We start from the raw sequence: 23,878 nt of genomic DNA, 5'->3' as shown, positions 1-23,878 counted from the left end.
CCGACCCGCTGTGACGCGGGGGTTACGTCTCCCTCACGAGGTCGCTGCACGGCCGTGAGGTCGTGCACGGGACGCCTCCGGTCGGGTCTCACCGACGGTCGGGAGAGGGGTGAGGCGGGCTCCGCGTAGGCTCGCGCCATGACGTCGGCTCCGGACCAGGCCTCGCTCAACACGCTGTCCGTGGGCACGGCCGGGCCGCGCGCCGCCTTCCTGCACGGGCTCTTCGGCCAGGGCCGCAACTGGACGCAGATCGCGAAGGCCGTCAGCGGCCCCGACGGCGCCGACGCCCGTTGCCTGCTCGTCGACATGCCCGACCACGGGCGGTCACCGTGGTCGCAGGAGTTCTCCCTCGACGCGTACGCCGACGCCGTGGCCGCCACCCTGCGCACGACCGCGCCGGGGGAGTCGTGGATGGTCGTCGGGCACTCGCTAGGCGGCAAGGTGGCGATGGTCCTGGCGCTGCGCCACCCCGAGCTCGTCGGCCGCCTCGTCGTGGTCGACATCGCCCCGAAGGGATACGGCTCACTCGAGCGCTTCGAGGGCTACATCCGCGAGATGCAGGACCTTCCGATCGCCGAGCTCTCCAGCCGCGGCGACGCCGAAGCCCGTTTCGACGAGTCCGACCCCGGCGTCAAGGCCTTCCTGCTGCAGAACCTGCGCCGCGACGGCCATTCGTGGGGCTGGCAGGTCAACCTCGACCTCATCGCCGCCGACGCCGCCCTCGGGGTGGACTCACGGATCGCCGACTGGCCACGCGAGGTCGACGACCTGCCGGCGTACGAGGGGCCCGTGCTCTGGGTCGCCGGCGGCGACTCCCGCTACATCAAGCGGGAGGACGGTGACCGGATGCGACGGCACTTCCCGCGTACGCGTCTGTTCACGATCAAGGGGGCCGGGCACTGGGTGCACACCGACGCACCCGAGATCATCGTCACCGCCCTGCGCCGCTTCCTCCACGCACCAGGCTGACGGCATACCCCCACGCCCCCGCCACACCCTCCGGCCCCCCGCGCGCACCGAACGCCGCGTTCGGTCGCGAAAACCGTGTTCTAACAGTGAGTTCGCGATCGAACGGAGCGTTCGGCGAGATCGGCAGGGGAGGGGCACGCAGCGACTCGGGTCAGAGGAGGCGACGGCCCATCGCCCAGGCGGTGAGCTCGTGGCGCGAGCTGAGCTGCAGCTTGCGCAGCACCGAGCTGACGTGCGTCTCGACGGTCTTGACGGAGATGAACAGCTCCTTCGCGACCTCCTTGTACTGGTAGCCACGGGCGATGAGGCGCATGACCTCACGCTCGCGAGCCGAGAGCCGGTCGAGCTCCTCGTCGATCTCGGCGACCTCGCCGGCGGCCGCTCCGAAGGCGTCGAGCACGAAGCCGGCCAGGCGCGGGCTGAACACCGCGTCACCGTCGGCGACGCGGCCGATGGCGGTGCGCAGCTCGTCGGCGCTGATCGTCTTGGTCACGTAGCCTCGTGCACCGGCGCGGATGACCGCGATGACGTCCTCGGCCGCGTCGGAGACCGAGAGGGCCAGGAAGCGCACCGGCACGCCGGCCCGCGACTGGATCGTCGCGCACGCACGGATGACGTCGGCACCGCCGTGCCCGTCGCCACCGGGGAGGTGGACGTCGAGCAGCACGACGTCGGGCTGCTGCTCGGTGATGACCTGCACGGCGGACTCGACCGCACCCGCCTCACCGGCGATCTCGAGGGTGAACGAGGCCGGCCCGGTCGGCGCCGAGACCGCGCTCAGCTCGGCGCGCACGCCGGTGCGGAACATGTGGTGGTCGTCGACGATCACGATGCGGATGGTCCGCGGGTCGGTCATGAGGCCTGCTCCTGGGTCTGGGGTTCCTGCGTCTGGGATTCCTGCGTCTGGGGTTCCGGGGTCTGCGGGTCGGCCGCTTTGGGGTCCGGCGTCTTGGGGTCGGTGGCCTTGGGGTCTCCCGCCTCGGGCTCGGACGGCTGGCGCACCGGCAGGCGCAGCTCGATCTCCGTGCCGTCGGCCCGGTGCCGGATGCGTGCTGTCCCGCCGTGGCGTTCCATGCGTCCGATGATCGACTCGCGCACGCCCGCGCGGTCGTCGGGCACCTCGTCGAGGTCGAAGCCGGAGCCGTGGTCGCGCACGAACGCCTCGACGGCATCCGGACCGACCTCGACGTACGCGCTGACGGGCGGGCTGCCGTGGCGCACGGCGTTCCACGCGGCCTCGCGGACCGCCTTGACGAGGGCGTCGAGGTGCTCGTCGATCTGGCGGTCTCCGGTGACGACGAGCTGCACGGGCACCCCGTGGAGGTCCTCGACCTCGCCCATGGCGGCGGTCAGGGCCGCACCGAGCGTGCCGGCGCGGGCGTCCTCGTCGTAGAGGTAGCTGCGCAGCTGCCGCTCCTGGGCGCGCGCGAGCCGGGCGACGGTCGCGGCGTCGGAGGACTGGCGCTGGATGAGCGCGAGGGTCTGCAGCACCGAGTCGTGCAGGTGGGCCGCGATGTCGGCACGCTCGGTGGCCCGGATGCGGGCAGCCTGCTCGACGCGCAGGTTGCTCCAGAGCCGCAGCATCCACGGTGCGCACAGCACGGCGACGCCGACGAGTGCAGCGAGCACGGCCCCCGCGATCTGCCACACCGCCGTGAGGTCGGTGCCGCGCACGAGCAGCCCGACCAGGCCCAGGATCGTCAGGCCGAGGCCGACGACGAGCCAGACCCACCGGACCGGGCGGCGCGCCCCGATGGCGTCGGTGTCGTCGAGCTGCGACCAGAAGAAGATGGCGCCGATGACGATCGCGACGACGGGCAGCATCACCTCGGCGTGCACGTTGAAGCCGGCGCTGCCGAGCCACAGCGCGCCGGCGAGGGCCAGTGCCGCCACCCCGAGCAGCGTGATGAGGACCGCCTGGTGGCCGCTGCGCAGCCAGGTGCGAAGGCCGGCGAGGTCGAGGTGGTGACCGCTGCCCGTGGACGCGGGGGAGGTGCTCGCCGGGGCTGTGGCCGGGTCTGCAGCAAAGGTTGTGGCCGGGCCGCCCACAGGCGCGGTCGTGGGAACGACGTCGCCGATCTCCCGCATCGTGGCCCAGAGGAACACGTAGACGACGAGCCCGGCGCCGAAGGGAATGGTCGTCAGCACGAAGGCGACGCGCACCGCCGAGGTCGGCACACCGAGGTGGTCTGCCAGCCCCGCGGCCACACCGGCGACGACCTTTCCCTGCCGGTGGCGCACGAGCGGCGGTCGCTGCGTCGCCCGCCACGCGGGTCGCACCGGGCCCTGGCCGTTCTCGTATGCCGTCTGCACCCTTCCATCCTCGCCCACCGTGGTGGGTGAGGGCGACCATCCGGGCCTCCTTTGGGGGTCGCGTCAGGGTGCGCTCAGGGTCGACCCTCATGGTTGCGGCGCGAGCGCACCGCCACGCTGGAGCCATGACGAAAAGCAATGGGGCCCCGACGCAGGGCCACGGCCTGGACGGTTTCTACACCGCTCTGCGGCGCCCGGGGATCGTGCGCAACAGGGACGGTCGCTGGTTCGCCGGTGTCGCGACAGGGGTGGCCCGGTGGCTCGGCGTCGACTCGCTGGTCGTGCGAGCCGGCTTCATCCTCTTCTCCATCTTCTTCGGGATGGGCGTGGCGCTCTACCTCGTGCTCTGGCTGCTCATGCCCGACGAGCGCGGTGAGATCCACATCGAGCGCGCGCTGAAGCACGGCGAGGGCAGCTCGATCTTCCTCCTCGTCGTCACGGGCATCTCGGTGCTGGGCGGCGGCCCCTGGTGGGGCGGTGACACGCAGGGCTTCCGCTTCTTCGGCTTCGCGCTGCTCGTCGGCGGTGCCTGGTGGTTCCTCACCCGCACCGACACGGGCCGTGACCTCATGGCGCAGGCCCCGTGGAAGAACGGCGGCAACCGCCCCGCGACCGGGTCGACCGCGACTGCCACCGACCCGTCGGTGCCCGCAGGCCCCGGCACGCCCTCCTCGGCCACGCCGGCTGGGACTCCTCACCCGGCATACGGCTCCACGGGCAACGCCGCAGCCAACGCGGGTGCCACCCTGACGACGCCGCGTCCGCCTGCGCCGACCCCGGTGCGCCAGCGCACACCCTCGATCGGCTTCGCCGGTGGGCTGCTGGTCCTCGGCCTCGCGATCACGACGGGTGTCGTGTTCTCGATCGTCGCCGAGGCGGCCGGATGGCCCGGCAACCACGTGGCTATCGGGATCGCCTCTGGCGTGGGCGTGCTCGGTCTCGCCATCGTGGTCGCCGGCATCGCTGGTCGCCGCTCGGGCCTCGGCTTCTTCGCCGTCGTCGGCGTCATCGCCGCCGCTCTCACGACCGCCGCTCCCACCGGTCTCGACGTCCCCTGGCGGGTCGGTGACCAGTCGTACGCCGTCACCTCCCTGACACCCGCGCCCACCTACAAGCTCGGGATGGGTGACCTGAAGGTCGACCTGACGAAGGCCGACTACAAGGCCCCCGGGACCGACACCGTCACCGCGACGCTGGGCGCCGGAAACCTCACGATCGTCGTTCCCCAGGGCGTGCCGGTGACCGTCAACACGAAGGCCAGGGCCGGCGCGCTCGACGCCAAGGGCACCAACGAGGGCCAGGTCACCACCGAGTCGGGTAACGGTGACCTGCAGGCCGGCGGCATCAGCTGGGCGCGCACCGTGCACTACGGCCCGACGACGGGCACCGACGAGATCGTCGTCAACGCCGAGGTCGGGCTGGGCCAGATCCAGGTGCTCACCGGGAGCGCGTCATGAGCACCGACCGCACCGGGGAGTCGGGCGACCGCCCCGACACGAACGACACGAACGACACGAACGACATCACCGACCTCACAGCAGCGACCGAGACGACGTCCGGGGAGACGAGCACCATGAGCCACGACGACAGCACCAGCGCAGCGCCGCAGTTCAGCGATCCGCTCGCCGACCCGACGGCGGACCCGATGGGCGACCCGACCATCGGCGCGGCGACCGGCGCGGCGACCGGCCCGGCGACCGGCGCTCCCGACGAGACGACCACGATCCCGGCGACCTCGACGCAGGCGCTGCCGACGCCGAGCCCGTTCCGGGTGGAGCCGTCGGCACCGGTGCCCGACGACGTCGTCACCGACGCCTCGCAGCTGCCGCACCTGCCGCCGCCCTCGCTGCCCGACCCGACGCAGTCCGGGTCGTGGCCCGCACCGGTCAACGCCCAGCAGGCCTACCAGGACCCACGTCCCGCCCTCGTCACCGTGCGCAAGGGCCCGCGTCCGGGCTCGATCATGTTCGGGCTGCTGACCATGATCGTCGCCGGCTGGCTGCTCGCGGCCAACCTGACCAACGCAGACCTCACCTTCCGGCTCGTGGGCCCGCCGCTGATCGGTGCCTTCGGCGGCATGCTCCTCATCGTGGGGCTCGCCGGCGTCGTGGCCGGACGGCTGCGCCGCTAGCGAGCGATGCGCCGCGGGCGCCGCCGGCCGGGAGACGGGACCCGACCGGCGGCGCTCGTGAGCGTGCGGGTCAGCGCCCGGGGGAGCGCCCGCCGTGGTTAGGCTCGGGTCACGCTCGCCGGGACGGTCCGGCAACCGTACGAGGAGACAACGTGGTCATGAAGTCCGGCATCAACCTCGAGGCGCTCGACCGGGCAGCCCGGCCGCAGGACGACCTGTTCAGGTTCGTCAACGGCACGTGGCTCGACACGACCGAGATCCCCGGCGACCGGGCCCGGTTCGGCACGTTCGACATGCTGCGCGAGGAGTCGACGTCGCGCGTGCGTGACCTCATCGAGGCCGCAGCAGCCGACCACGACAGCGCACCGGGCACCCCGAAGCGCCAGGTCGGTGACCTCTACGCCAGCTTCACCGACACCGACCGGGTGGAGGAGCTGGGGCTGACCCCGCTGCATGCGCTGCTGTCGGAGGTCGCCACCATCTCCGACGTCGCCACCCTCGGCGCGGCCCTGGGGCGCCTCGAGCGCGACGGCGTCGACGGACCGCTGCGCCATTTCGTGTCGCCCGACGAGCGCTCGCCGGAGGACTACGTCGTCTACCTCGAGCAGGGCGGCCTCGGGCTGCCCGACGAGTCGTTCTACCGCGAGGACAAGTACGCCGACATCCGCACCGCCTATGTCGCGCACATCGGTCGGCTCCTCACGCTCGCCGGCATCCCCGACGCCGAGGGCAAGGCCACACGCATCATGGCGCTCGAGACCCTGCTCGCCTCGTCGCACTGGGACAAGGTCGCCAACCGCGACGCTGTGAAGACCTACAACGCCCACACCCTCGACGAGGCGAAGGCGCTGGCGCCCCAGTTTCCTTGGGACGTCTGGCTGTCCGGGCTGCAGGCGCCGGCCGGCTCTTTCGGCAAGGTCGTCGTGCGCCAGCCGGGCTTCGTCAGTGCCCTGGGCGCGGCCCTCGAGTCGACCGACATCGACGACTGGCGGTCGTGGCTGACCTGGCACGTGCTCTCGGAGTTCGCGACCCTGCTGCCGCAGTCGTTCGTCGACGAGGACTTCGACTTCTTCGGCCGCACCCTGTCGGGGCAGCCCGAGAACAAGGAGCGATGGAAGCGTGGGGTGGCGGTCGTCGAGTCGTGCGTCGGTGAGGCCGTGGGCCGGCTGTACGCCGAGCGCTGGTTCCCGCCGGCAGCGAAGGAGCGCATGCAGGAGCTCGTCGGCAACCTCGTCGCGGCCTTCCGCAGGTCCTTCTCCTCGCTCGAGTGGATGGGGCCCGAGACGCGGGCGCAGGCCCTCGAGAAGCTCGACGCCTTCACCCCGAAGATCGGCTACCCCGAGTCATGGCGCGACTACTCCTCCATCGACATCGACCCGGGTGACCTCGTCGGCAACGTGCGGCGCAGCACGGCGTTCGAGGTCGACCGCAACCTTGCCAAGATCGGCGGGCCCATCGACCGCACCGAGTGGTTCATGCTCCCGCAGCACGTCAACGCGTACTACATGCCGTCGATGAACGAGATCGTCTTCCCGGCCGCCATCCTCCAGCCGCCCTTCTTTGACCCCGAGGCTGACGACGCCGTCAACTACGGGGGCATCGGGGCGGTCATCGGGCACGAGCTGGGCCACGGCTTCGACGACCAGGGCTCGCGCTACGACGGCACCGGGGCGCTGCGGGACTGGTGGACCGAGGGCGACCGCGAGCGCTTCGACGCGTTGTCGCAGCGTCTCATCCAGCAGTTCGACACCTACACGCCCGCGGGTCTCGAGGAGTCGCACAAGGTCAACGGCGGCCTGACCGTGGGCGAGAACATCGGCGACCTCGGCGGCCTGCAGATCGGCTACTCGGCCTACCGCATCGCCACCGAGGGCACCGGCATGTCCGAGATCGACGGCTTCACCGGGCCCCAGCGCTTCTTCATCGGCTGGGCCCAGATCTGGAAGGGCAAGTCCCGCGAGGCCGAGGCGATCCGCCTGCTCGCGATCGACCCGCACTCGCCCCAGGACGTGCGGGGCAACGCGGTGCGCAACCTCTCGGAGTTCCACGAGGCGTTCGGCGTGAAGCCCGGCGACGGCCTCTGGCTCGAGCCGGACGAGCGGGTCCGCATCTTCTGACCCGGCGACGACCGAGGGGCGGCGACCACCGGTCGCCGCCCCTCAGTCGTCGAGCCGGAGCTTGAAGCCGACGTGCGAGGCGACGAAGCCCAGCCGCTCGTAGAACCGTCGGGCGTCGGTGCGGCTGGCATCGCTCGTCAGCTGCACGAGGGTGGCGCCGAGCCGGCGCGACTCCTCGACGGCCCAGGTCACGAGCTCGGTGCCGAGGCCACTTCCGCGCTCGCCGTCGGCGACGCGTACGCCCTCGACGATGGTTCGCGTCGCACCGCGCCGGGAGAGCCCGGGGACGACGCTGAGCTGGAGGGTGCCGACGACGGCACCGTCGCGCTCGGCGACGACGAGGTGCTCCCCCGGGTCAGCCGCAACGCGGTCGTATGCCGCGTCGTACGCCTGCGTGTCTGCCGGGTCCTCCCGGCCGGCCCCCAGCGGGTCGTCGGCGAGCATCGAGACGATCGCCGGGACGTCGCCACGGGTCGCGGGCCGGATGACCACGCCGGTCATGCCGTCTCGGCGGTGCGCTTGAGCTGCGCGAGCCCCTTCTCCATGTCGGGACCCACGAGCTTCTCCATCGACCAGAGCTTGCTCATGATGCGCATCACGACGTTCTGGGGGCCGGTCATCGCCCACTCGACCTGCGTGCCGTCGGCGACGGGCGTCAGCGTGAAGTCGACCCGGTTGTGGGCTTTCATCGGTGCGGCGAAGAGCAGGTCGACGCCGACGTGCCGGGCCTCGGCCTCGAGGATCTCCATGCGGCCCTCGCCGGCCTTGCTGTTGCCCTTCCACGCGTAGACCGCGCCGACGCCCGAGCCGGCACCCGCATAGGTGCGGTCCATCGCCGGGTCGAGCCCCTCCCACGGCGACCACTTCTGCCACTCATGGAAGTCGGCGAGCAGGGCGAGGATGCTCTCGGGCGGCGCCGCGATCGTCGTCTCGCGGGTGATGTGGAAGCTCTTGTCGGCCATGGCGGCATCCTGCCATCGGTCCGCGACGAGGGTGGCCCGACGCCGAAGCGGGCCGCTCCACGTCTCTCGAGCCCCATCCGTCCCTCTATCACCGAATCAGGCGCATTTCGGACGATTTGCCAGACGTGTGACCGGGTGCTCACTACGTTGCAGATCAGGAGCGTCTCGGATGTGGCTCGCGCAGGGTAGGGCTCGCGGTGCGCTCCCTTCTGGGGAGAAACCATGGTTCGCAAGTCGATTCGTCGTGCCCTCGGAGCGGTCCTGGCCTCGCTCCTCGTCGTGGTCGGAGCCATGGCCGGGCCCTCGCCCGCGTTCGCGGCCGACCCCGACCCGGGAGTCGCCAAGGTGGTGGCCTTCCTCGGTGGGAGCGGTGGCACGGCCGACCTCGCGACGTGGACGCGTGGGTTGGCGACGATCGGCGCCTTCGGCAAGCAGCTGCCGTTCGTCGCCGCGAGCCCCGGAGGCCTGGCCGGCCTCGACGACCTCGTCGAGGAGGGCGTGACCAGCGCGCTGCCCGGCACGACGACCTGGGCCGAACTCGCGACGTCGGGGGAGGCGGTCAGCCTGCCCGGAGGGCGCACCGGCACGCTCGACATCACCGTCGACGACCTGGGCGACGGAAAGCGCGTCCACATCAACCTCGTCGTCACCCGCACGGCAACGAACCAGGCGCTCGCCGTCAGCTCGGCCAGCCCGCGCGTGGAGCTCTCGTCGCCGAAGGGCGTCACGGCCACGGTGGAGGCGACGCTGTCGCTCTGGGTCGTCTGGACGGGCCCCACGACGAACAAGGTCTACCTCGCGAGCGACGCGGCGCACGCCCCCCGCGTCGACGTCGACGTCACCGCCCACCTGTCGGCGTCGGCCAAGGCCGCCGTCGGCATCCTCGGCGTGACGCTGAGCAGCACCGACTTCGCGGTCACGGCGCACGCGTACGCCAAGGTCGACGACCCGAACAACGACGGGGTGCTCGCCTTCGACGCGGTGGGCACCGGTGACGGCGAGCTGGCCGCGGACGGCTCGCTCGCCGGCCTCGTGGCGGCCGCGCTCGACCCGACCGGATCGCCCGCGCAGCCGGGCACGGCCGGTTCGGTCACGGGCACCCTGCACGTCGCCGCGGACACGAGTGGCCTTGCCGGAGTGAGCTTCCCGACGAACGTGGCGGCCGACGTCGCCGTCGCGTGGCCGAACATCGCGACCGGCTCGCCGACCGTCACGGCGCCGACGCTGGCGGGGCTCGTCGGCAAGTTCCAGAACATGAGCCTGCGCGACCTCGCCGACGGGCTCGCCCAGGTCGCCACCGCCCTGACGGGCATCCAGGCCGCGAAGTTCGACCCCGACGGCGCCGGGCCGCTGCCCTCGACGGGCAACCTCGACCTGCCCTTCCTGCGTGGCACCGTGTCGGACGCGATCAAGGCCAACCAGGTGCTCGTCGACTTCCTCAAGGCCAACGTGGTCCAGGCGCCCGACCCGAACCAGCCCTCGCCGCCGGGCTTCGACGCCTCCACGGTCGGCAATCCGACCTTCGACTCGCTGCAGGACCTCGTCTCGAAGCTCAAGGCGGCCGGCATCGGGCTCGACAACCTCTCGTGGGACGCAGCCACGAGCAAGCTGGTCTTCCGGATGCGCATGGTGAAGACGGCGCCCTCCGCCGGTGTCGCGATGGACGCGGGAGCCGCGCGCACGTCGCGACCGTCGGCGACCTACTCCGCCAGCGGCCTCACCCTCGACGACGGCACCCAGCCGTGGACACCGGACCAGTGGGTCGGCATGCGCGTCATGGCCGGCACCTCGGCGGGCGAGATCACGGGCAACACGAAGAACTCGCTCACGATCTCCGGGACGTGGATCGGTGGGCAGCCCTCTGCCAGCTCGCCCTTCGTCATCGTCGGACCTGAGGCACAGCTCGGCGCCGTCACCTTCGGCGACCAGCTGACCGACCAGCCCGGAGGCGCCGGACCGCGGCGCGGGATCCTGAGGGCGAACTCCGCCCAGACCTTCGCGACGGTCAAGCCGTCGTTCGCCGCCGACCTCACGCTGGTGCTCGACCTGCAGGACCCGAAGACGGGCAACGACTGCATCGGCTTCGAGGGCAACACGAAGGCGTGCCCGTTCGTGCAGTCGACCGGCGCGTTCTCGACCAACGTCACCTCACTCCCGCTCGGACCCGACCGGTTCATGGTGCGCACGGGCAGTCCGCTTCTCACGGCGGACTTCCCGATCGACACCGCCGTCGACTTCACCGCCAACGCGGGCTTCTTCCAGGTGCGGCTCAAGGGCTCGCTGTCGGTCTGCAACAGCTCGGCGCCGGTCGACTGCTCGGCCGCGGGCAGCGGGCACATGCTCTCGATCGGTCTCAAGCAGGCCGGCGACGCCCAGCACGACCTCCGGCTGCGTGACCTGTTCGCGACGCTCGTCACCGACACCCCGACGGGCACGAGCAAGGCAGGCGACCTGCTCGACGTCGACCTGAACGTGCGGGCCGCTGCCGACCTCAAGGCCTCGATCCCGGACGCCGACGGGTTCATGCCCGCCGGCACCGACGTCGGCGTCTCGGCGCACTGGAACGACCTGACGCAGGCAAGCGGCACCGACGGCCCGCAGCTCGACCTCAGCCGGCTCAGCCGGATCTTCGCCCTCGACATCAAGCCCGGCTCGCAGGCGGAGCTCTTCGCGATCGTTCTGAAGACCCTCCAGACGATGGCGGCGCAGCTCGCCGATGCGCAGCCCGGCGGCGCATCCGGCATCTACAGCCGTGAGATCCCCGGCACGGGAACGTCGCTGCGCGACCTCATGCGGCGCGACGCGTCAGGCGTCGGCTCCGACGTCAACTACGGCACCAACACCCTCCAGCACGTGGGACGCACGTTCGACGCCTCCTTCGTCGGGCGCACCGTCGTCGTCGGCACCCAGGTGGCGGTCGTGGCCTCGGCGACGGGTGACACCGTGACGCTCACCGAGCCCTGGACGCAGAAGCCTGCCGACCACACGGCATACGCCTTCCGCTCCCCGCTCGACGACGCCCTCGACGTGATCTCCCTCCACCCGCCGCAGAACATGCAGGACCTCGTCAAGGTGCTGGACGACCGTCTCGGCACCGGCGCCCTGCACTTCCGATACCTCGACGACGGCGGCACCCCGAGTGTCGTGCTCGACCTCGACTGGAAGCGCGACTTCCGCACGAGCACGCCGCTGCGCCTCGACCTCGGGGGCGACAAGTCACTCGTCACGGCCGCAGCGACCGGGCAGGGCTCCGCCCACGTCACAGGCGGCGTCAAGGTGGGCCTCGTCGTGCCGCTCGCGCCGGGCACCGGCCCGGGCGACGCCGCGACACTCAAGGTGCTCGCCGACTCGAAGGTGAGCATCGCCGCCGACGCCGGGTTCACCGGCCGCGCCGCCGGCACCATCGGCCCGCTGACCGTGTCGGCGGGAGACCCCGCAGGTGACCCGGCCAAGCAGGCGAAGCTGCGCGCCAACCTCAGCCTCGAGCTGTCCGACGCCGGGGCGACGGCCAACACGCCGGTCAGCTTCTCGACCTTCCTGTCGGGGCTCGGCGTGACCTTCAACGCCTCGAACACGCCCGTCGACTGCGGTGAGGGCCTCACGACACCGCTCATGGTCTGCGGCGTCATCCCGCTCTACGCCACCGTCTCGGGTGGCCCGACCACGTCGCTGGGCTCGGTGGCCCTGCGCCTGCAGGACTCGACCGACCCGGCGACCCTGCTCGACCTCTCCGGCACCCTGCCGGCTCCAGACGCCGCGCTGAAGCGGTTCGAGCTGCCCGACCTCGCGGCCGCCCTCGCCGCCGCCTTCGCCGACTTCACCCAGATCGGCCCTGGCCTCGACGGCTACCTCGAGAAGATCGAGCAGTCGATGCGGCTCGCCACCTTCGACGGCAAGCTGCCGTTCGTCGGCAAGGACCTCCAGCAGGGCGCCGACTCCATCGGACGCCTGCGGGCCGAGATCAAGGCCAAGCTCGGCAACGTCCCGGCGAGCCCGAAGGAGGCCAAGGACTACGTCAACAGCAAGCTGGCCGAGGCGATCACCGCGGCCGGGCTCCAGAAGACGAGCCTGAGGGTCGACTACGAGTGCAAGGCCAGGCTCGAACCGACCGGCGCACCGACACTCGCGGCGACGCCGTCGACGACGGGTGCGACGAAGTGGCGCTACGAGATCGTGGCGAGCCAGGGCTCGGGCCCTGGCACCGACGGAGACACCGTCGCCTCCACTCCGAGCACCGAGACGGCGACCGCCTTCACGAGCCTCGACAGCACCCACTCGATCAAGGTCTCCTGGACGAAGTCCGACGGCGCGACGAAGTACAAGGTGCTGCGCAGCAAGGACGGCGGAGCGTTCGAGCTCGTCGCGGTCGTCGATGCGACCGCCGGCAACGCGCAGTCCTTCACGGACGACGGGAGCGCCACCCCGTCGGCGTACACGCCCGTCACGACCAAGCCGATGCTCATCGACTGCCCGACGACGAGCATCAACGGCGTCAACCTCGCCTTCGACGTCAAGGCGGGCACGGTCACGCCCGACGAGGGCTGCGTGCCGGGCTCCGGCTGCCTCGGCGACGGCAAGAAGTTGCCGCTCGACATCGGCATCCCGGGCCTCGCCCTCAAGGCTGGCGACGACGACGCCATCACCTACGGCCTCGGCCTGCAGCTGCACGTCAAGGCGGGCATCAACACCGACGACGGCTTCATCATCTACACGCACGACAGCTGGCAGGACGGCGCCCCGGCCCCGGAGTTCGGCCTCGGCGCGCGCTTCGACATGCCGGCGACGATGAAGGCCCAGCTCGCCTTCCTCGACATCGACGTGAAGAAGAACGGCACGGCGCCCCTCTTCGCCGGCGCCTTCCTCGTCGACCTCAAGTCCCGCGACACGACCGAGACGGCCGACAGCGTCCTGACGATCTCCGACATCGCCCGCGGCGACGCCTCCTCGCTCTTCGGCATCTCGCTGACCGCGAAGATCAAGGCGGACTGGCTCGTCAAGGCGTCCGTCGACTCGGTGCTCCCGGGGGTCCAGGCGAACTTCGTCCTGGGCTGGGAGTTCTCGAACAAGGACCTCAAGCACCTCGGGGTCCCGGACATCGAGTTCAAGGACGTCAAGCTCGACGCGGGCGGTTTCCTGTCCAACCTGCTGGGCCCGGTGCTCAAGAAGGTCAAGTCGGTCACCGGGCCGCTCCAGCCGGTCATCGACACGCTCTACGCGCCGATCCCCGTGCTGTCCGACCTCAGCAAGATGGCGGGCGGCGGCGACGTCAGCCTCCTCACCCTGGCCAAGACGTTCAACACGCTCGCCGGCGGCCCGAAGCTCGACTTCGTCGACAAGATCGCGGCCCTGACGACACTCATCAACCACATGCCCGACTGCGGTGGAGGGGCGGTCGACCCGTCGTGCCTCATCCCGATCGGCAGCTTCACGGTGAGTGGTGAGAAGGCCCTCGACACCAGCGTGTCGCCGACGAGCAGCCTGGCCCCCGGCACGACGGGCTCGCTCATCAAGACGGCGTCGGCCGCCAGCACGGACGACGTGAAGAACGCCCTCAACACCAGTGGTGGCAAGGGCAACGTGTTCGGCTCCGGCGGCACAGCCGGCAGCGCCAACAAGTCGGGCTTCACGTTCCCGATCCTCGACGACCCGGCGTCCGTCTTCAGCCTCCTCATGGGCAGCGACGTCTCCCTCGTCGAGTTCGACAGCGGGCCGCTGACGCTCGGCTTCACGTGGCGCCAGGCCTTCGGGCCGGTGTACGCGCCGCCACCCGTCATGGTCACCCTGTCCGGTTCCGCGTCGGTGACCCTGCGCTTCATGGCCGGACTCGACACCGCGGGCATCCGGTATGCCGTGGAGGCTGCCCAGGCGGGCACGTCGGTCGACGCGGTCAAGCTCCTCGACGGCCTCTACTTCAAGACGACCGACGCCAACGGAGTGCCGGTGCCGGTCGTCCGGCTCGACGGCGAGATCGCCGCCGGCGCCGCGGTGACGGCCGTCATCATCACCGTCGGCATCGAGGGCGGGTTGCACCTGACGATCGGCTTCCACTGGAACGACCCGAACAACGACGGCAAGTTCCGCGTCAGCGAGTTCCTGCACGCAGCGGCGAACAACCCGGCCTGCCTGTTCACGACCACGGGGCGGCTCAGCCTCTTCCTGCGCCTCTACGTGACGCTCGGGTTCTCGCCGTTCAGCGTGTCGTTCTCGATCAACATCGCCGACATCACGCTTCTCGACTTCACGGCGAAACCGAACTGCGAGCCACCGCCCCCGCGCCTCGGCGGCACGACCGGTGACACGCTCGTCGTCTTCGCAGGACAGTTCGGCACCGACGCGGCCCGCGGCGCGCCGTGGGGCAACACGTCCGACACCGAGTCCGACACCGTCAAGGTGACGGCCCTCTACTTCGCCCAGAAGACGGGCGACGACGCGGGCACCAACCCAGACTTCGACGGCTTCAAGGTGCAGATGCTCGGAGAGACGCGTGAGTACCTCGACGCCGGCCTCAAGCGGGTCGTCGTCGACGGGCGCGGCTCCTCGACGCCCCTCGTCGTCAGCTTCGTCGGCGACGGGAAGAAGGACGCGAACCCGTCGTCGACGACCACCCAGGCGGACCTGACGGTCTTCGACAAGGACGCGATCGTCTTCGGCACCCCCGGCAAGGACCAGATCCAGACAGGCACCGGCAACTCGTGGGTCGACGGTGGCGGGGGCGACGACCGCATCGTCACGGCCGACGCCGTGGGCAAGGTCGCTCGAGTCGCGGGCGGGCCCGGCGCCGACGCCATCACGACCGGCCAGGGCAAGGACTTCGTCTCCGGCGACGGCGCCCTGCCGACGTCCGTCACGAACGTCGCCGCCGCGCTCAACCGCGTCGACGTCGAGAACTCCTCGCCGAAGATCACGGAGGTCGACCTCACCGGGGTCGTCGACTGGACGAAGCTCGACTCCGACCCGACCCAGGGCGACCAGGGCAGCGGCGCCGGCGACGTCATCAGCGTCGGTCTCGGCAGCAACCGGGTCAACGGAGGCCCGGGCGACGACAAGATCGGCGTCGCGTCCGACCGGCCCGGTGCGACCGCAGGCACGACCACCGGCTCGGAGGGGAACGTCCTCATCGGCGGCCTCGGCAGCGACTCGGTCACCGGCGGCTCCGGCCCCGACACGATCTACGCCTCCAGCGAGGGCACGTTCGGAGTCGACGCAGCCGGCACCGCAGACACCCTGACCACCCCGTCCGGCCAGCCGTCGATCCCGAACATCATCGAGACCGGCTCCGGCAACGACCAGGTCTGGGGCAGTGCGCTCGAGGACGTCGTCACCAGCCACTCGAAGAGCGGCGAGCACGCGCGGATCGTCGGCGGCGGCGGTCCCGACGCCCTCGTCGGCGGCTACGGCACCGACGCCCTCTTCGGCGGTCCGGGCGACGACTACGTCATCGCCGAGCCGAGCCAGGTCGGGGCCCGCGGCCTCGACGCGGCCGGCGCCGCGCGCGGCCCGGACGTCATCGAGGGGGTCGACTTCGGGGCGTACCGCGCCGTGACGCACCTCCCCGTCCCGGCAGGGGAGACCTCGTCGAGCAAGACGCTCGTCGGCGGTCTCGGCAACGACCACGTCATCGGCGGCGACGGCCCGTCCACGGTGTTCGGTGACACCCTGCGCGACGCCGTGACCGTCGGTGCGTCCGCCGACGAGACGTGCCGTCCCGGCAGTCCTGTCGCGAGCGACCCCGTGCCCGAGGGCACGTCGGGCGCCGGAGGCGACGGCAACGACCTCGTGCTCGGCGGGGCCGGCGTCGACACCATCTCGACGGGTGGCGCGAGCGACCGCGTCCTCGCCGGTGGCGGAGCCGACCTCGTGTGCGGCCAGGAGGGCACCGACGTCCTCTTCGGCGGCGACGACGTCGATCGGGTCTGGGGTGGCAGTGGCGACGACCGCGGCTACGGCGACGCCGGGGCCGACCTCGTCTTCGGCAACACGGGTCAGGACCAGCTCTACGGCCAGGCGGGCACCGACGTCGTCGAGGGCGACAACGGCTCCGACCGCATCAGCGGCGGCGACGGCGACGACGTCCTCTACGGCGGCACGCGTGCGGCGGGTCGCACGGACGTCGGGCCCGCCGACGCCGGCGACACCATCAGCGGCGACACGGGAGACGACGTCATCATCGGTGACAACGGCACGGTCGACGACCCGACGAGCACGTCTGACGCACAAGCGATCCCGTTCGACCTCGACGGTCTGACGCCGACGGCCGGCCGCGGCGACGTCATCTACGGTGGCGTCGGCGACGACACGGCATACGGCGGCCTCGGCGGCGACGCCGTCAACGGCGGTGACGATGCCGACCACCTCGAGGGCAACAACGGCTCCGACGTCATCCACGGTGACGCCGGCGAGGACGAGATCGTGGGCGGGTCCTTCCAGGAGGCGAGTGCCGGTGTCGGTCGTCCCGACGAGGGCGACCTGCTCCATGGCGACGCGGGTCCCGACCTCATCGCCGGTGACAACGCCGTCGTCGTCTCCGGGGTCCCCGCAGCGGACTCCACGCCGGTCACGCGGATGCGCGGCTTCGCCCGGACGCACCGGGTGACGCCGCTCGACCTCGGGACCAGCCCCGTCCTCACCAACTCCGGCGCCGACCAGGTCTTCGGCGGTGACGGACAGGACGTCATCCTGGGCCAGAGCGGCACCGACCGGCTCAAGGGTGAGGGCGACGACGACTACGTCGAGGGCGGCCCTGACGTCGACTGGGTCGAGGGCGGCCTCGGCGACGACGACCTCGTCGGCGGCAGCTCCACGCCGTCATCCGGCACCGGAGCGTCGGGCGCGACTACCGTCGGCCAACCCGACACCGACGACGCCGTCTTCGGTGGACMCGGCGACGACGTGGTGCTCGGCGACAACGGCCAGGTGCTGCGCCCGGCCCCCGGCCAGACGCCCAGCGCGGTCACCGTCCGGCTCGGCAGCACCTCGGGCACGGCGATGACCACGCGGCTCATCCAGCCGTGGGACCTCGGTGCGAGCCCGCTGACGACGCCCTCGGCGACGCTCTACGGCTTCGACCGGCTCTCCGGCGGCGACGGGGTCGACGTGCTCCTCGGACAGGACGGCAACGACGCGGTCACCGGCGACGCCGGCGCCGACCACGTCGAGGGCAACGGCGGAGCCGACCAGCTCTTCGGCGACCTGGCGCTCGGCGAGGCATCGGCCCACGGCACGACCGTCTCGGCGCTCACGGCCGGGTGGCCCGGCTCGGCCAGCCCGACCGCGCTGCTGCGCGGCACGAGCTCGGCGCCCGGGCAGGACGACGTCATCGGCGGCTCGCCTGCTCCCGGCTTCCGTGACGGCGCCGACGTCATCGAGGGCAACGGCGGCGACGACGTCGTCCTCGGCGACAACGGCTCGCTCCTGCGCACCCTCCAGGGCAGCGCCGGAGGGCAGTCCGAGAAGGTCTACACCGACCGCTACCCCGACGGGGCCGTGCCGTCCGACGCCACGGCGTTACGCACCCACGACCCGGCGCTGCCCGGGCCCAGCACCCGCTTCTGCACGGCCGCGCAGGCGACGTGCGAGGTGGCCGGGGCCTTCGGCGCCGACCTCGTCTGGGGTGACGACGGCAACGACGGCATCTGGGGCCAGGACGGCAACGACGTCATCTCCGGCGGCTACGGCGACGACGACCTCTACGGCGAGCTCGGCGACGACCGGATCAACGGCGACAGCGGCCGTGACGCGATCGTCGGAGACCGCGGCGGCATCGTGAACCAGTACCTGAGCGCGGCTGACAGCCCGGCGCAGGCCTCGGTGACGCTCAACAGCCCACCCAAGGAGACGTTCACCGCGTTCGCCCGCGGCGCGTACGACCGGCGCGTCGACCTGCTCCATGACGCCGACGGCGACCAGTGGGTCGGGGCTTCGACCGCAGCCGCCATGCCGCACAACGGTATGGACGAGGGCGGCCGTGACCTGATCCGTGGCGGCTCGGGCGACGACGCCATCCACGCCGGCTACGGCGACGACGTCGTCAACGGCGACAGCGGCGGCGACGACGTCTTCGGCGGCGACGGTGAGGACGTCCTGTGGGGCGGCCAGGGCTGCGACGCCGTCCTCGACGCCGCCACCCCGGACTGCCTCGTGAACGGGGTCTTCACACCCAGCTCGCGCGGCACCGACGACCGGTTCGTCGACCACCTCTTCGGTGGCGCGGGGGAGTCCGACACGGCGAAGCAGGACGTCCTCGGCTCAGACCTGCTCGACGTGCGACCGCGGGGCAGCTACACCCCCGGCAGCGGCTGCACGCTCGGGGACTGGCCGCTGACGACCGGCGCGAAGAAGAACATCGTGACGGTCGACCCGTGCCTGTGGTTCGAGATGACAGGGCTGGCCGATGCCGACCCCGCCAACGACAACCACCACCAGGGCACCGACTGGATCTACGGCGGCTGGGACCGCGACGTGCTCCAGGGCGACGTGACGGCCAACGGGCCCAACCCCGGTGACCGGCTCATCGACTGGAACGGCGCGTACAACCTGTTCACGCACTGCAACGCTGCGTACGGCGGCTTCAACGACGTGCGCGGGCACTCCCCGGCGATGCAGAGCTGGCTCCAGCAGCTGGCCTGGTCCTCGAGCGCCGGCCGGCCCGGCACCGACGTGACGACGGCGGGCACGTCCGCCTTCCGCGAGCTCGCGATGGTCTACCCGGGCGAGAACGAGCACGGCTCGGGGCAGGCGTACCCGGGCACGCCCGGCCACTTCGACGAGACGGCCTGCACACCCTGACCGATGCCCTCCGCACGGACGCCCCCACCCGATCCGGGTGGGGGCGTCCCCTACGTGGTGCCTCGGGAGCCGGCTTCTCGCGGCGCCCGTGCGTCAGGCGGGCGGTGCGATGTCCTGCTGCGACGGGAGCTGGTCCTGGCGGACGATGCCGACGGGGCAGGTCATGCCGTTGGGGCCGTGGTTGCAGTAGCCGCCGGGGTTCTTGTGCAGGTAGCCCTGGTGGTAGTCCTCGGCGAGGTAGAACGGTCCGGCGTCGTCGGCCGAGCGGATCTCGGTCGTGATCTGCCCGAAGCCGTTGTCGTCGAGCACCTTCTGGAACGCCTCGCGGGTGGCCTCGGCGGCGAGCCGCTGCCCCTCGGTCGTCCAGTAGATCGCCGACCGGTAGGCGGTGCCGATGTCGTTGCCCTGGCGGTTCGCCGTGGTCGGGTCGTGGTTCTCCCAGAAGGCCTTGAGCAGCAGCTCGGGCGAGGTCTTCTCGGGGTCGTAGACGACGCGCACGGTCTCGGCGTGGCCGGTGCGCCCGGTGCACGTCTCCTCGTACGTCGGGTTGGGCGTGTAGCCGCCCATGTAGCCGGCGGCCGTCGACACGACGCCGTCCTGCTTCCAGAAGATCCGCTCGACGCCCCAGAAGCAGCCCATGGCGACGTGGAGCACCTCCGAGCCGTCGGGCCACGGTCCCTCGATCGGCGTGCCGAGCACGACGTGGGTGGGGTCCACCTCGAACGGGGGCTCCGCACGACCGGGGAGGGCGTCCTCGCGAGCGGGCAGGTGGGTCTTCTTGCCGAGTCCGAACACCATTCCAGTGTCACATCCTTCGTGTGGGGCGGGTCGTACGCCTCTGCAACGCTCGAGACCGCTCCGGTATGCCGGCCGGCCCGGTCCCGCGGACCCCTGGCGTGTGCAGCCGGCGGGGCCAGGACCCCAGCGGCTGCACACACCAGACCGCTCGGGGCGGCTCAGGTCCACCCGACGCCCTGGCACCGTCCGTCGCGGGCCGCGACGACCCGCTCGACGAGGTGGTCGACCGGCACGACCTCCCGGAAGCCGGCCGCGACGTCGGTGACCTGCACCGACCCGTCCGCGGCCTCGCGGGCCCCGACCACGGCCACCACGGCGACACGGCGTCGGCGGGCCTCGCGGATGCGCGAGCCGAGGGAGTCGTCGCAGGCCAGCACCACGCGTACGCCCTGCGCGCGAAGCGCGTCGACGAGCGCGCGGGCGGCCTCGTCCTGCTCCTGCGACACCGGCAGCACCGCGACCTGGACCGGCGCGAGCCAGAGCGGGAGACGCCCGTCGTAGCGCTCGAGCAGGGCCGCGGTGACGCGCTCCATCGAGCCGACGGTGCCGCGGTGCACCATGACGACGCGGTGCCGCTCGCCGTCCTCCCCGTGGTAGGTCAGGTCGAAGCGCTCGGGCTGGTTGAAGTCGACCTGGACGGTGGCGATGGTCTCCTCGTGCCCGCGGGAGTCGAAGACCTGCAGGTCGACCTTCGGGCCGTAGAAGGCGGCCTCGCCCGGCGCCTCGACGAGGGGCAGGTCGTAGGCGTCGAGGACCCTGCGGGCCGACTCGCGCAGGGCGTCCTGCGCGGTGCCCCACTGCTGCTCGGTGCCGAGCCACGCGTCGGAGTCGTCGCGCAGCGACAGGCGCACGTGGTGCACGGGCAGGCCGAGGATGCGCTGCGCCTCCAGGGCGGCGCGCAACCCCCGGGCGACCTCTGCCCCGGTCTGGTCGGGCCGGCAGAAGACGTGGGTGTCGTCGAGGCTGATCTGGCGCACCCGGGTCAGGCCGGAGAGCACGCCGGAGCGCTCGGCCCGGAACATCGGCGCGAGCTCGTTGAGCCGGATCGGCAGCTCTCGGTAGGAGTGGCTGCGCGCCTTGTAGACGAGGGCATGGTGGGGGCAGTTCGCCGGCCGCAGCACGACCTCCTCGTCGCCTAGCTGGACGGTCGGGAACATGTCGTCCTCGAACTTGGCCCAGTGGCCCGAGCGCTCGAAGAGAGCCCTCTTGCCGAGCACCGGGGTGTGCACGTCGACGCAGCCGTCGGCGTGGGCGAGGTCCTTGGCGAGACGTTCGAGCTCGCGGCGGATGACCGACCCGGCCGGCAGCCAGAGCGGTAGCCCGGCGCCCGCGAGCGGGTCGGTGGCATAGACGTCGAGGTCGTGGTTGAGCTCGCGATGGTCTGACATGGTCGGTCTCCTTGCGCTGGGCCGGCCCGGAGACGACGAACGCCCCGGAGTCGACTCCGGGGCGTGGGTTGCAGTGGGGGTGCTAGAGCAGCAACAGTGCGCCGGAGGGGTCCGGCGTCGTCGTCTGCTGTGAGCGGTGCATGGATCGAGGGTAGGGCGGGAACGCCGGTGCGGCAAGGCGATTGCCGAGCTGTGCGCCACCGAGGACGTATGCCGTGTCGCGCCGCTCGGCAGAAATGGCTGGCCGCGTCGTGTGCGGGGTCGACAGACTCGTGGTCGTGAGCGACGACCTCGACATCAGACCCATCGACCTGCTCGACCCGGAACAGGAGGCGGCGGCGCGCGAGTGGATCGACGTCCACGCAGCCGTGCAGCGCGACCTGTTCGGCGGGCGCGGGAGCGCCTGGACGCTCGAGGAGATCCGGGGCTTCGTGAAGGGCTCCGACAAGAAGCGGGTGGCACGGGCTGCGTGGGACCGGGACCGGCTCGTGGGCGCCCTCGAGGTGCACCTCCCGCTGCGCGACAACCTGCACAGCGCGATGCTCTGGCTCTCGGTGCATCCTGCTGCGCGGCGGCAGGGGGTCGGCACGGCCCTGCTGGCGGACGCGGAGGCCATCGCCACGGAGCACTGCCGCACGACGCTCCTCGTCGAGACCGAGTGGGCGAACGGCGGGTCGGACGCAGCCGAGTCCTTCGCGACCTCCAACGGTTTCGTCGTCGCCCAGACGGTCCTGCGCAGCGAGCAGGCCCTGCCGGCCGACAGTGAGTCGCTCCGCGCGGAGCTGGCTGCTGCCGGCGCCGAGGAGTACGCCCTCGAGTCGTACGTCGACGACATGCCCGAGGAGTGGCTCGACGACCGGGCCGTGCTCCAGCAGCGCATGAGCACCGACGCCCCGGCCGACGACCTCGACATCGAGGAGGAGGACTGGGACGCCGAACGCCTGCGGGCGAGCACCGGGAGGGCTCGTGCCTCCGGCCGGAGGGTGGTGGAGACCGCCGTGCGCCATCTCCCGTCGGGCCGTCTCGTCGGGTTCACCACCGTGTCCGTGTCGGCCGGCGAGCCGGAGCTCGGCTACCAGCAGGACACCCTCGTGCTGAGAGAGCACCGCGGGCACGGGCTGGGTCTGCGGCTCAAGGCCGCGAACGCGCTGCTGCTGATGGACGAGCTGCCGCACGTCACGGCCATCCGCACGTGGAACGCCGCGTCCAACGACCACATGCTCGCGGTCAACCGGCGCCTCGGCTATGTCGTCGACGGCTACAGCCGCGAGTGGCAGAAGCAGACTGGGCCGGGCGAATGACGTTTCAGGTCAAGGAGATCGAGCTTCGCGCCGGCGACCCGCAGAGCGAGGCCTGGCTCGAGGTGCACCACTCCGCCAACCGCCGCGTCTGGGGTGCCACGGCGCAGCGCACCTCCGTCGAGGAGATCCTCGACATCGCCCCGCGTCGTCACGAGGTGAGGCGCACCTTCGTCGTCGCGTCCGCCGGCTCGGACGACCCGGTCGCGTCGGCGCAGACGATCCGACGCACGCGGGAGAACGTCGGGACAGCAGGCGTCTGGCTCTCGGTGCATCCCGACCACCAGCGCCACGGCGTCGGCAGCCTGCTCCTCGCGCACTGCGAGAAGTCGCTGCGTGACGACGGGTGCACGCGCATCCACGAGCACAGTGGGTCGCCGGTCGAGAACGGTGACGCGGCAACGGAATTCGCGCTCGCCAACGGCTACCGCCAGACCCTGGCAGACCTGCGTCAGGACCTGGTGCTGCCCGTGGCCGAGGGCACTCTCGCCGCACTCGATCCCGGACTCGACCCGACGGCATACGTCGTCCTGACCTCTGTCGACAGGCTGCCCGAGGAGTGGCTCGAGGATCGCGCGCTGCTGGCGCGGCGCATGAGCACCGACGCCCCGACCGGTGACATCGAGCTCGACGACGAGGACTGGGACGCCGAGCGGGTGCGTCAGCAGTGGAACACCCCGAGTTCCGTGTGGGCGGTCGAGTCCGTCGCCCGACACGTGCCGTCCGGACGTCTCGTCGCCTTCACCGACATCGTCGTCAGACCCGGGCAGCCCGACCTCGCAGTCCAGTCCGACACCCTCGTTCTCCGTGAGCACCGCGGCAACGCACTCGGCCTCGCGGTCAAGGTGGCCAACCTGCAGGCGCTCCAGCGGGAGCGGCCCGCCGTGACGACCGTGCGCACCTGGAACGCCGACACCAACACCCACATGGTCGCCATCAACGAGCGGATGGGCTTCACGGTGACCGGCTGGACGCGGGAGTGGGCCAAGGAGCTCTGAGGCAGGGGGAGGCGGGCGGTGACCGGGCGCGGACGTCGGCCGCACAGGTACTAGGACCAAAGCCCGATGGCGCCCGACGGGGCGCAGGCCGCACCGTTGAGTCACAGCATCCGCACACC

Annotated in this window: 13 protein-coding genes; 7 read left to right on the top strand and 6 right to left on the bottom strand. The window is 71.6% G+C overall.

What is annotated here, in order from left to right:
- Positions 1-138: 138 nt before the first annotated feature.
- The gene (locus AC1DE0_RS11725; protein WP_478100591.1) at positions 139-969 is read left to right on the top strand and encodes an alpha/beta fold hydrolase; all 831 of its coding nucleotides are present in this window, start codon (positions 139-141) and stop codon (positions 967-969) included.
- Between the two features lie 151 nt (positions 970-1,120).
- Here the strand turns inward: AC1DE0_RS11725 and AC1DE0_RS11720 are convergent, their stop codons facing one another.
- Positions 1,121-1,825: a LuxR C-terminal-related transcriptional regulator gene (locus AC1DE0_RS11720; RefSeq protein ID WP_478100589.1), complete on the bottom strand. Its 705-nt coding sequence runs from the start codon at positions 1,823-1,825 to the stop codon at positions 1,121-1,123.
- On the bottom strand, positions 1,822-3,282 hold the full coding sequence (locus tag AC1DE0_RS11715) for an ATP-binding protein (RefSeq protein WP_478100584.1): 1,461 nt from the start codon (positions 3,280-3,282) through the stop codon (positions 1,822-1,824). The genes AC1DE0_RS11720 and AC1DE0_RS11715 overlap by 4 nt, the downstream gene beginning before the upstream one ends.
- A 125-nt stretch (positions 3,283-3,407) precedes the next feature.
- On the opposite strand from AC1DE0_RS11715, the gene AC1DE0_RS11710 reads away from it, so the two are divergent.
- The 3 genes from AC1DE0_RS11710 (at position 3,408) to AC1DE0_RS11700 (ending at position 7,530) form a co-directional block, all read left to right on the top strand.
- A complete protein-coding gene (locus tag AC1DE0_RS11710) occupies positions 3,408-4,739 on the top strand; it encodes a PspC domain-containing protein (RefSeq protein WP_478100582.1) in 1,332 nt (443 codons plus the stop codon).
- Positions 4,736-5,413 carry a hypothetical protein gene (locus tag AC1DE0_RS11705; protein WP_478100580.1) on the top strand — a complete coding sequence of 226 codons (678 nt, stop codon included), beginning with the start codon at positions 4,736-4,738 and terminating at the stop codon, positions 5,411-5,413. The genes AC1DE0_RS11710 and AC1DE0_RS11705 overlap by 4 nt, the downstream gene beginning before the upstream one ends.
- 158 nt (positions 5,414-5,571) lie before the next feature.
- Positions 5,572-7,530 carry a M13 family metallopeptidase gene (locus tag AC1DE0_RS11700; protein ID WP_478100787.1) on the top strand — a complete coding sequence of 653 codons (1,959 nt, stop codon included), beginning with the start codon at positions 5,572-5,574 and terminating at the stop codon, positions 7,528-7,530.
- 42 nt (positions 7,531-7,572) lie between these two features.
- On the opposite strand, the gene AC1DE0_RS11695 is transcribed toward AC1DE0_RS11700, so the two are convergent.
- Entirely contained in the window at positions 7,573-8,031 is a 459-nt protein-coding gene (locus AC1DE0_RS11695; protein ID WP_478100578.1) for an N-acetyltransferase family protein, read from the bottom strand.
- The gene (locus tag AC1DE0_RS11690) at positions 8,028-8,492 is read right to left on the bottom strand and encodes an SRPBCC family protein (RefSeq protein ID WP_478100576.1); all 465 of its coding nucleotides are present in this window, start codon (positions 8,490-8,492) and stop codon (positions 8,028-8,030) included. The genes AC1DE0_RS11695 and AC1DE0_RS11690 overlap by 4 nt, the downstream gene beginning before the upstream one ends.
- Before the next feature lie 222 nt (positions 8,493-8,714).
- Here AC1DE0_RS11690 and AC1DE0_RS11685 point away from each other — a divergent pair, with 222 nt between their 5' ends.
- Positions 8,715-19,277 carry a calcium-binding protein gene (locus tag AC1DE0_RS11685; protein ID WP_478100574.1) on the top strand — a complete coding sequence of 3,521 codons (10,563 nt, stop codon included), beginning with the start codon at positions 8,715-8,717 and terminating at the stop codon, positions 19,275-19,277.
- A gap of 93 nt (positions 19,278-19,370) precedes the next feature.
- Here the strand turns inward: AC1DE0_RS11685 and msrA are convergent, their stop codons facing one another.
- Both msrA and thrS read right to left on the bottom strand, forming a co-directional pair.
- A complete protein-coding gene (msrA, locus tag AC1DE0_RS11680; RefSeq protein ID WP_478100572.1) occupies positions 19,371-20,075 on the bottom strand; it encodes a peptide-methionine (S)-S-oxide reductase MsrA in 705 nt (234 codons plus the stop codon).
- Between the two features lie 158 nt (positions 20,076-20,233).
- Complete coding sequence (thrS, locus tag AC1DE0_RS11675) at positions 20,234-21,463, bottom strand: threonine--tRNA ligase (protein ID WP_478100570.1); 1,230 nt, start codon at positions 21,461-21,463, stop codon at positions 20,234-20,236.
- 278 nt (positions 21,464-21,741) lie between these two features.
- On the opposite strand from thrS, the gene AC1DE0_RS11670 reads away from it, so the two are divergent.
- Together AC1DE0_RS11670 and AC1DE0_RS11665 are read left to right on the top strand one after the other, a co-directional pair.
- Positions 21,742-22,764: a GNAT family N-acetyltransferase gene (locus AC1DE0_RS11670; protein WP_478100568.1), complete on the top strand. Its 1,023-nt coding sequence runs from the start codon at positions 21,742-21,744 to the stop codon at positions 22,762-22,764.
- A complete protein-coding gene (locus AC1DE0_RS11665) occupies positions 22,761-23,759 on the top strand; it encodes a GNAT family N-acetyltransferase (RefSeq protein ID WP_478100566.1) in 999 nt (332 codons plus the stop codon). Before AC1DE0_RS11670 ends, AC1DE0_RS11665 begins: the two co-directional genes overlap by 4 nt.
- Positions 23,760-23,878: the final 119 nt, after the last annotated feature.

The organism is Terrabacter sp. 05T424 (assembly GCF_056396225.1).
The sequence above is the reverse complement of the archived record's forward strand: the minus strand, read 5'-3'. Positions and strand labels throughout refer to the sequence as shown.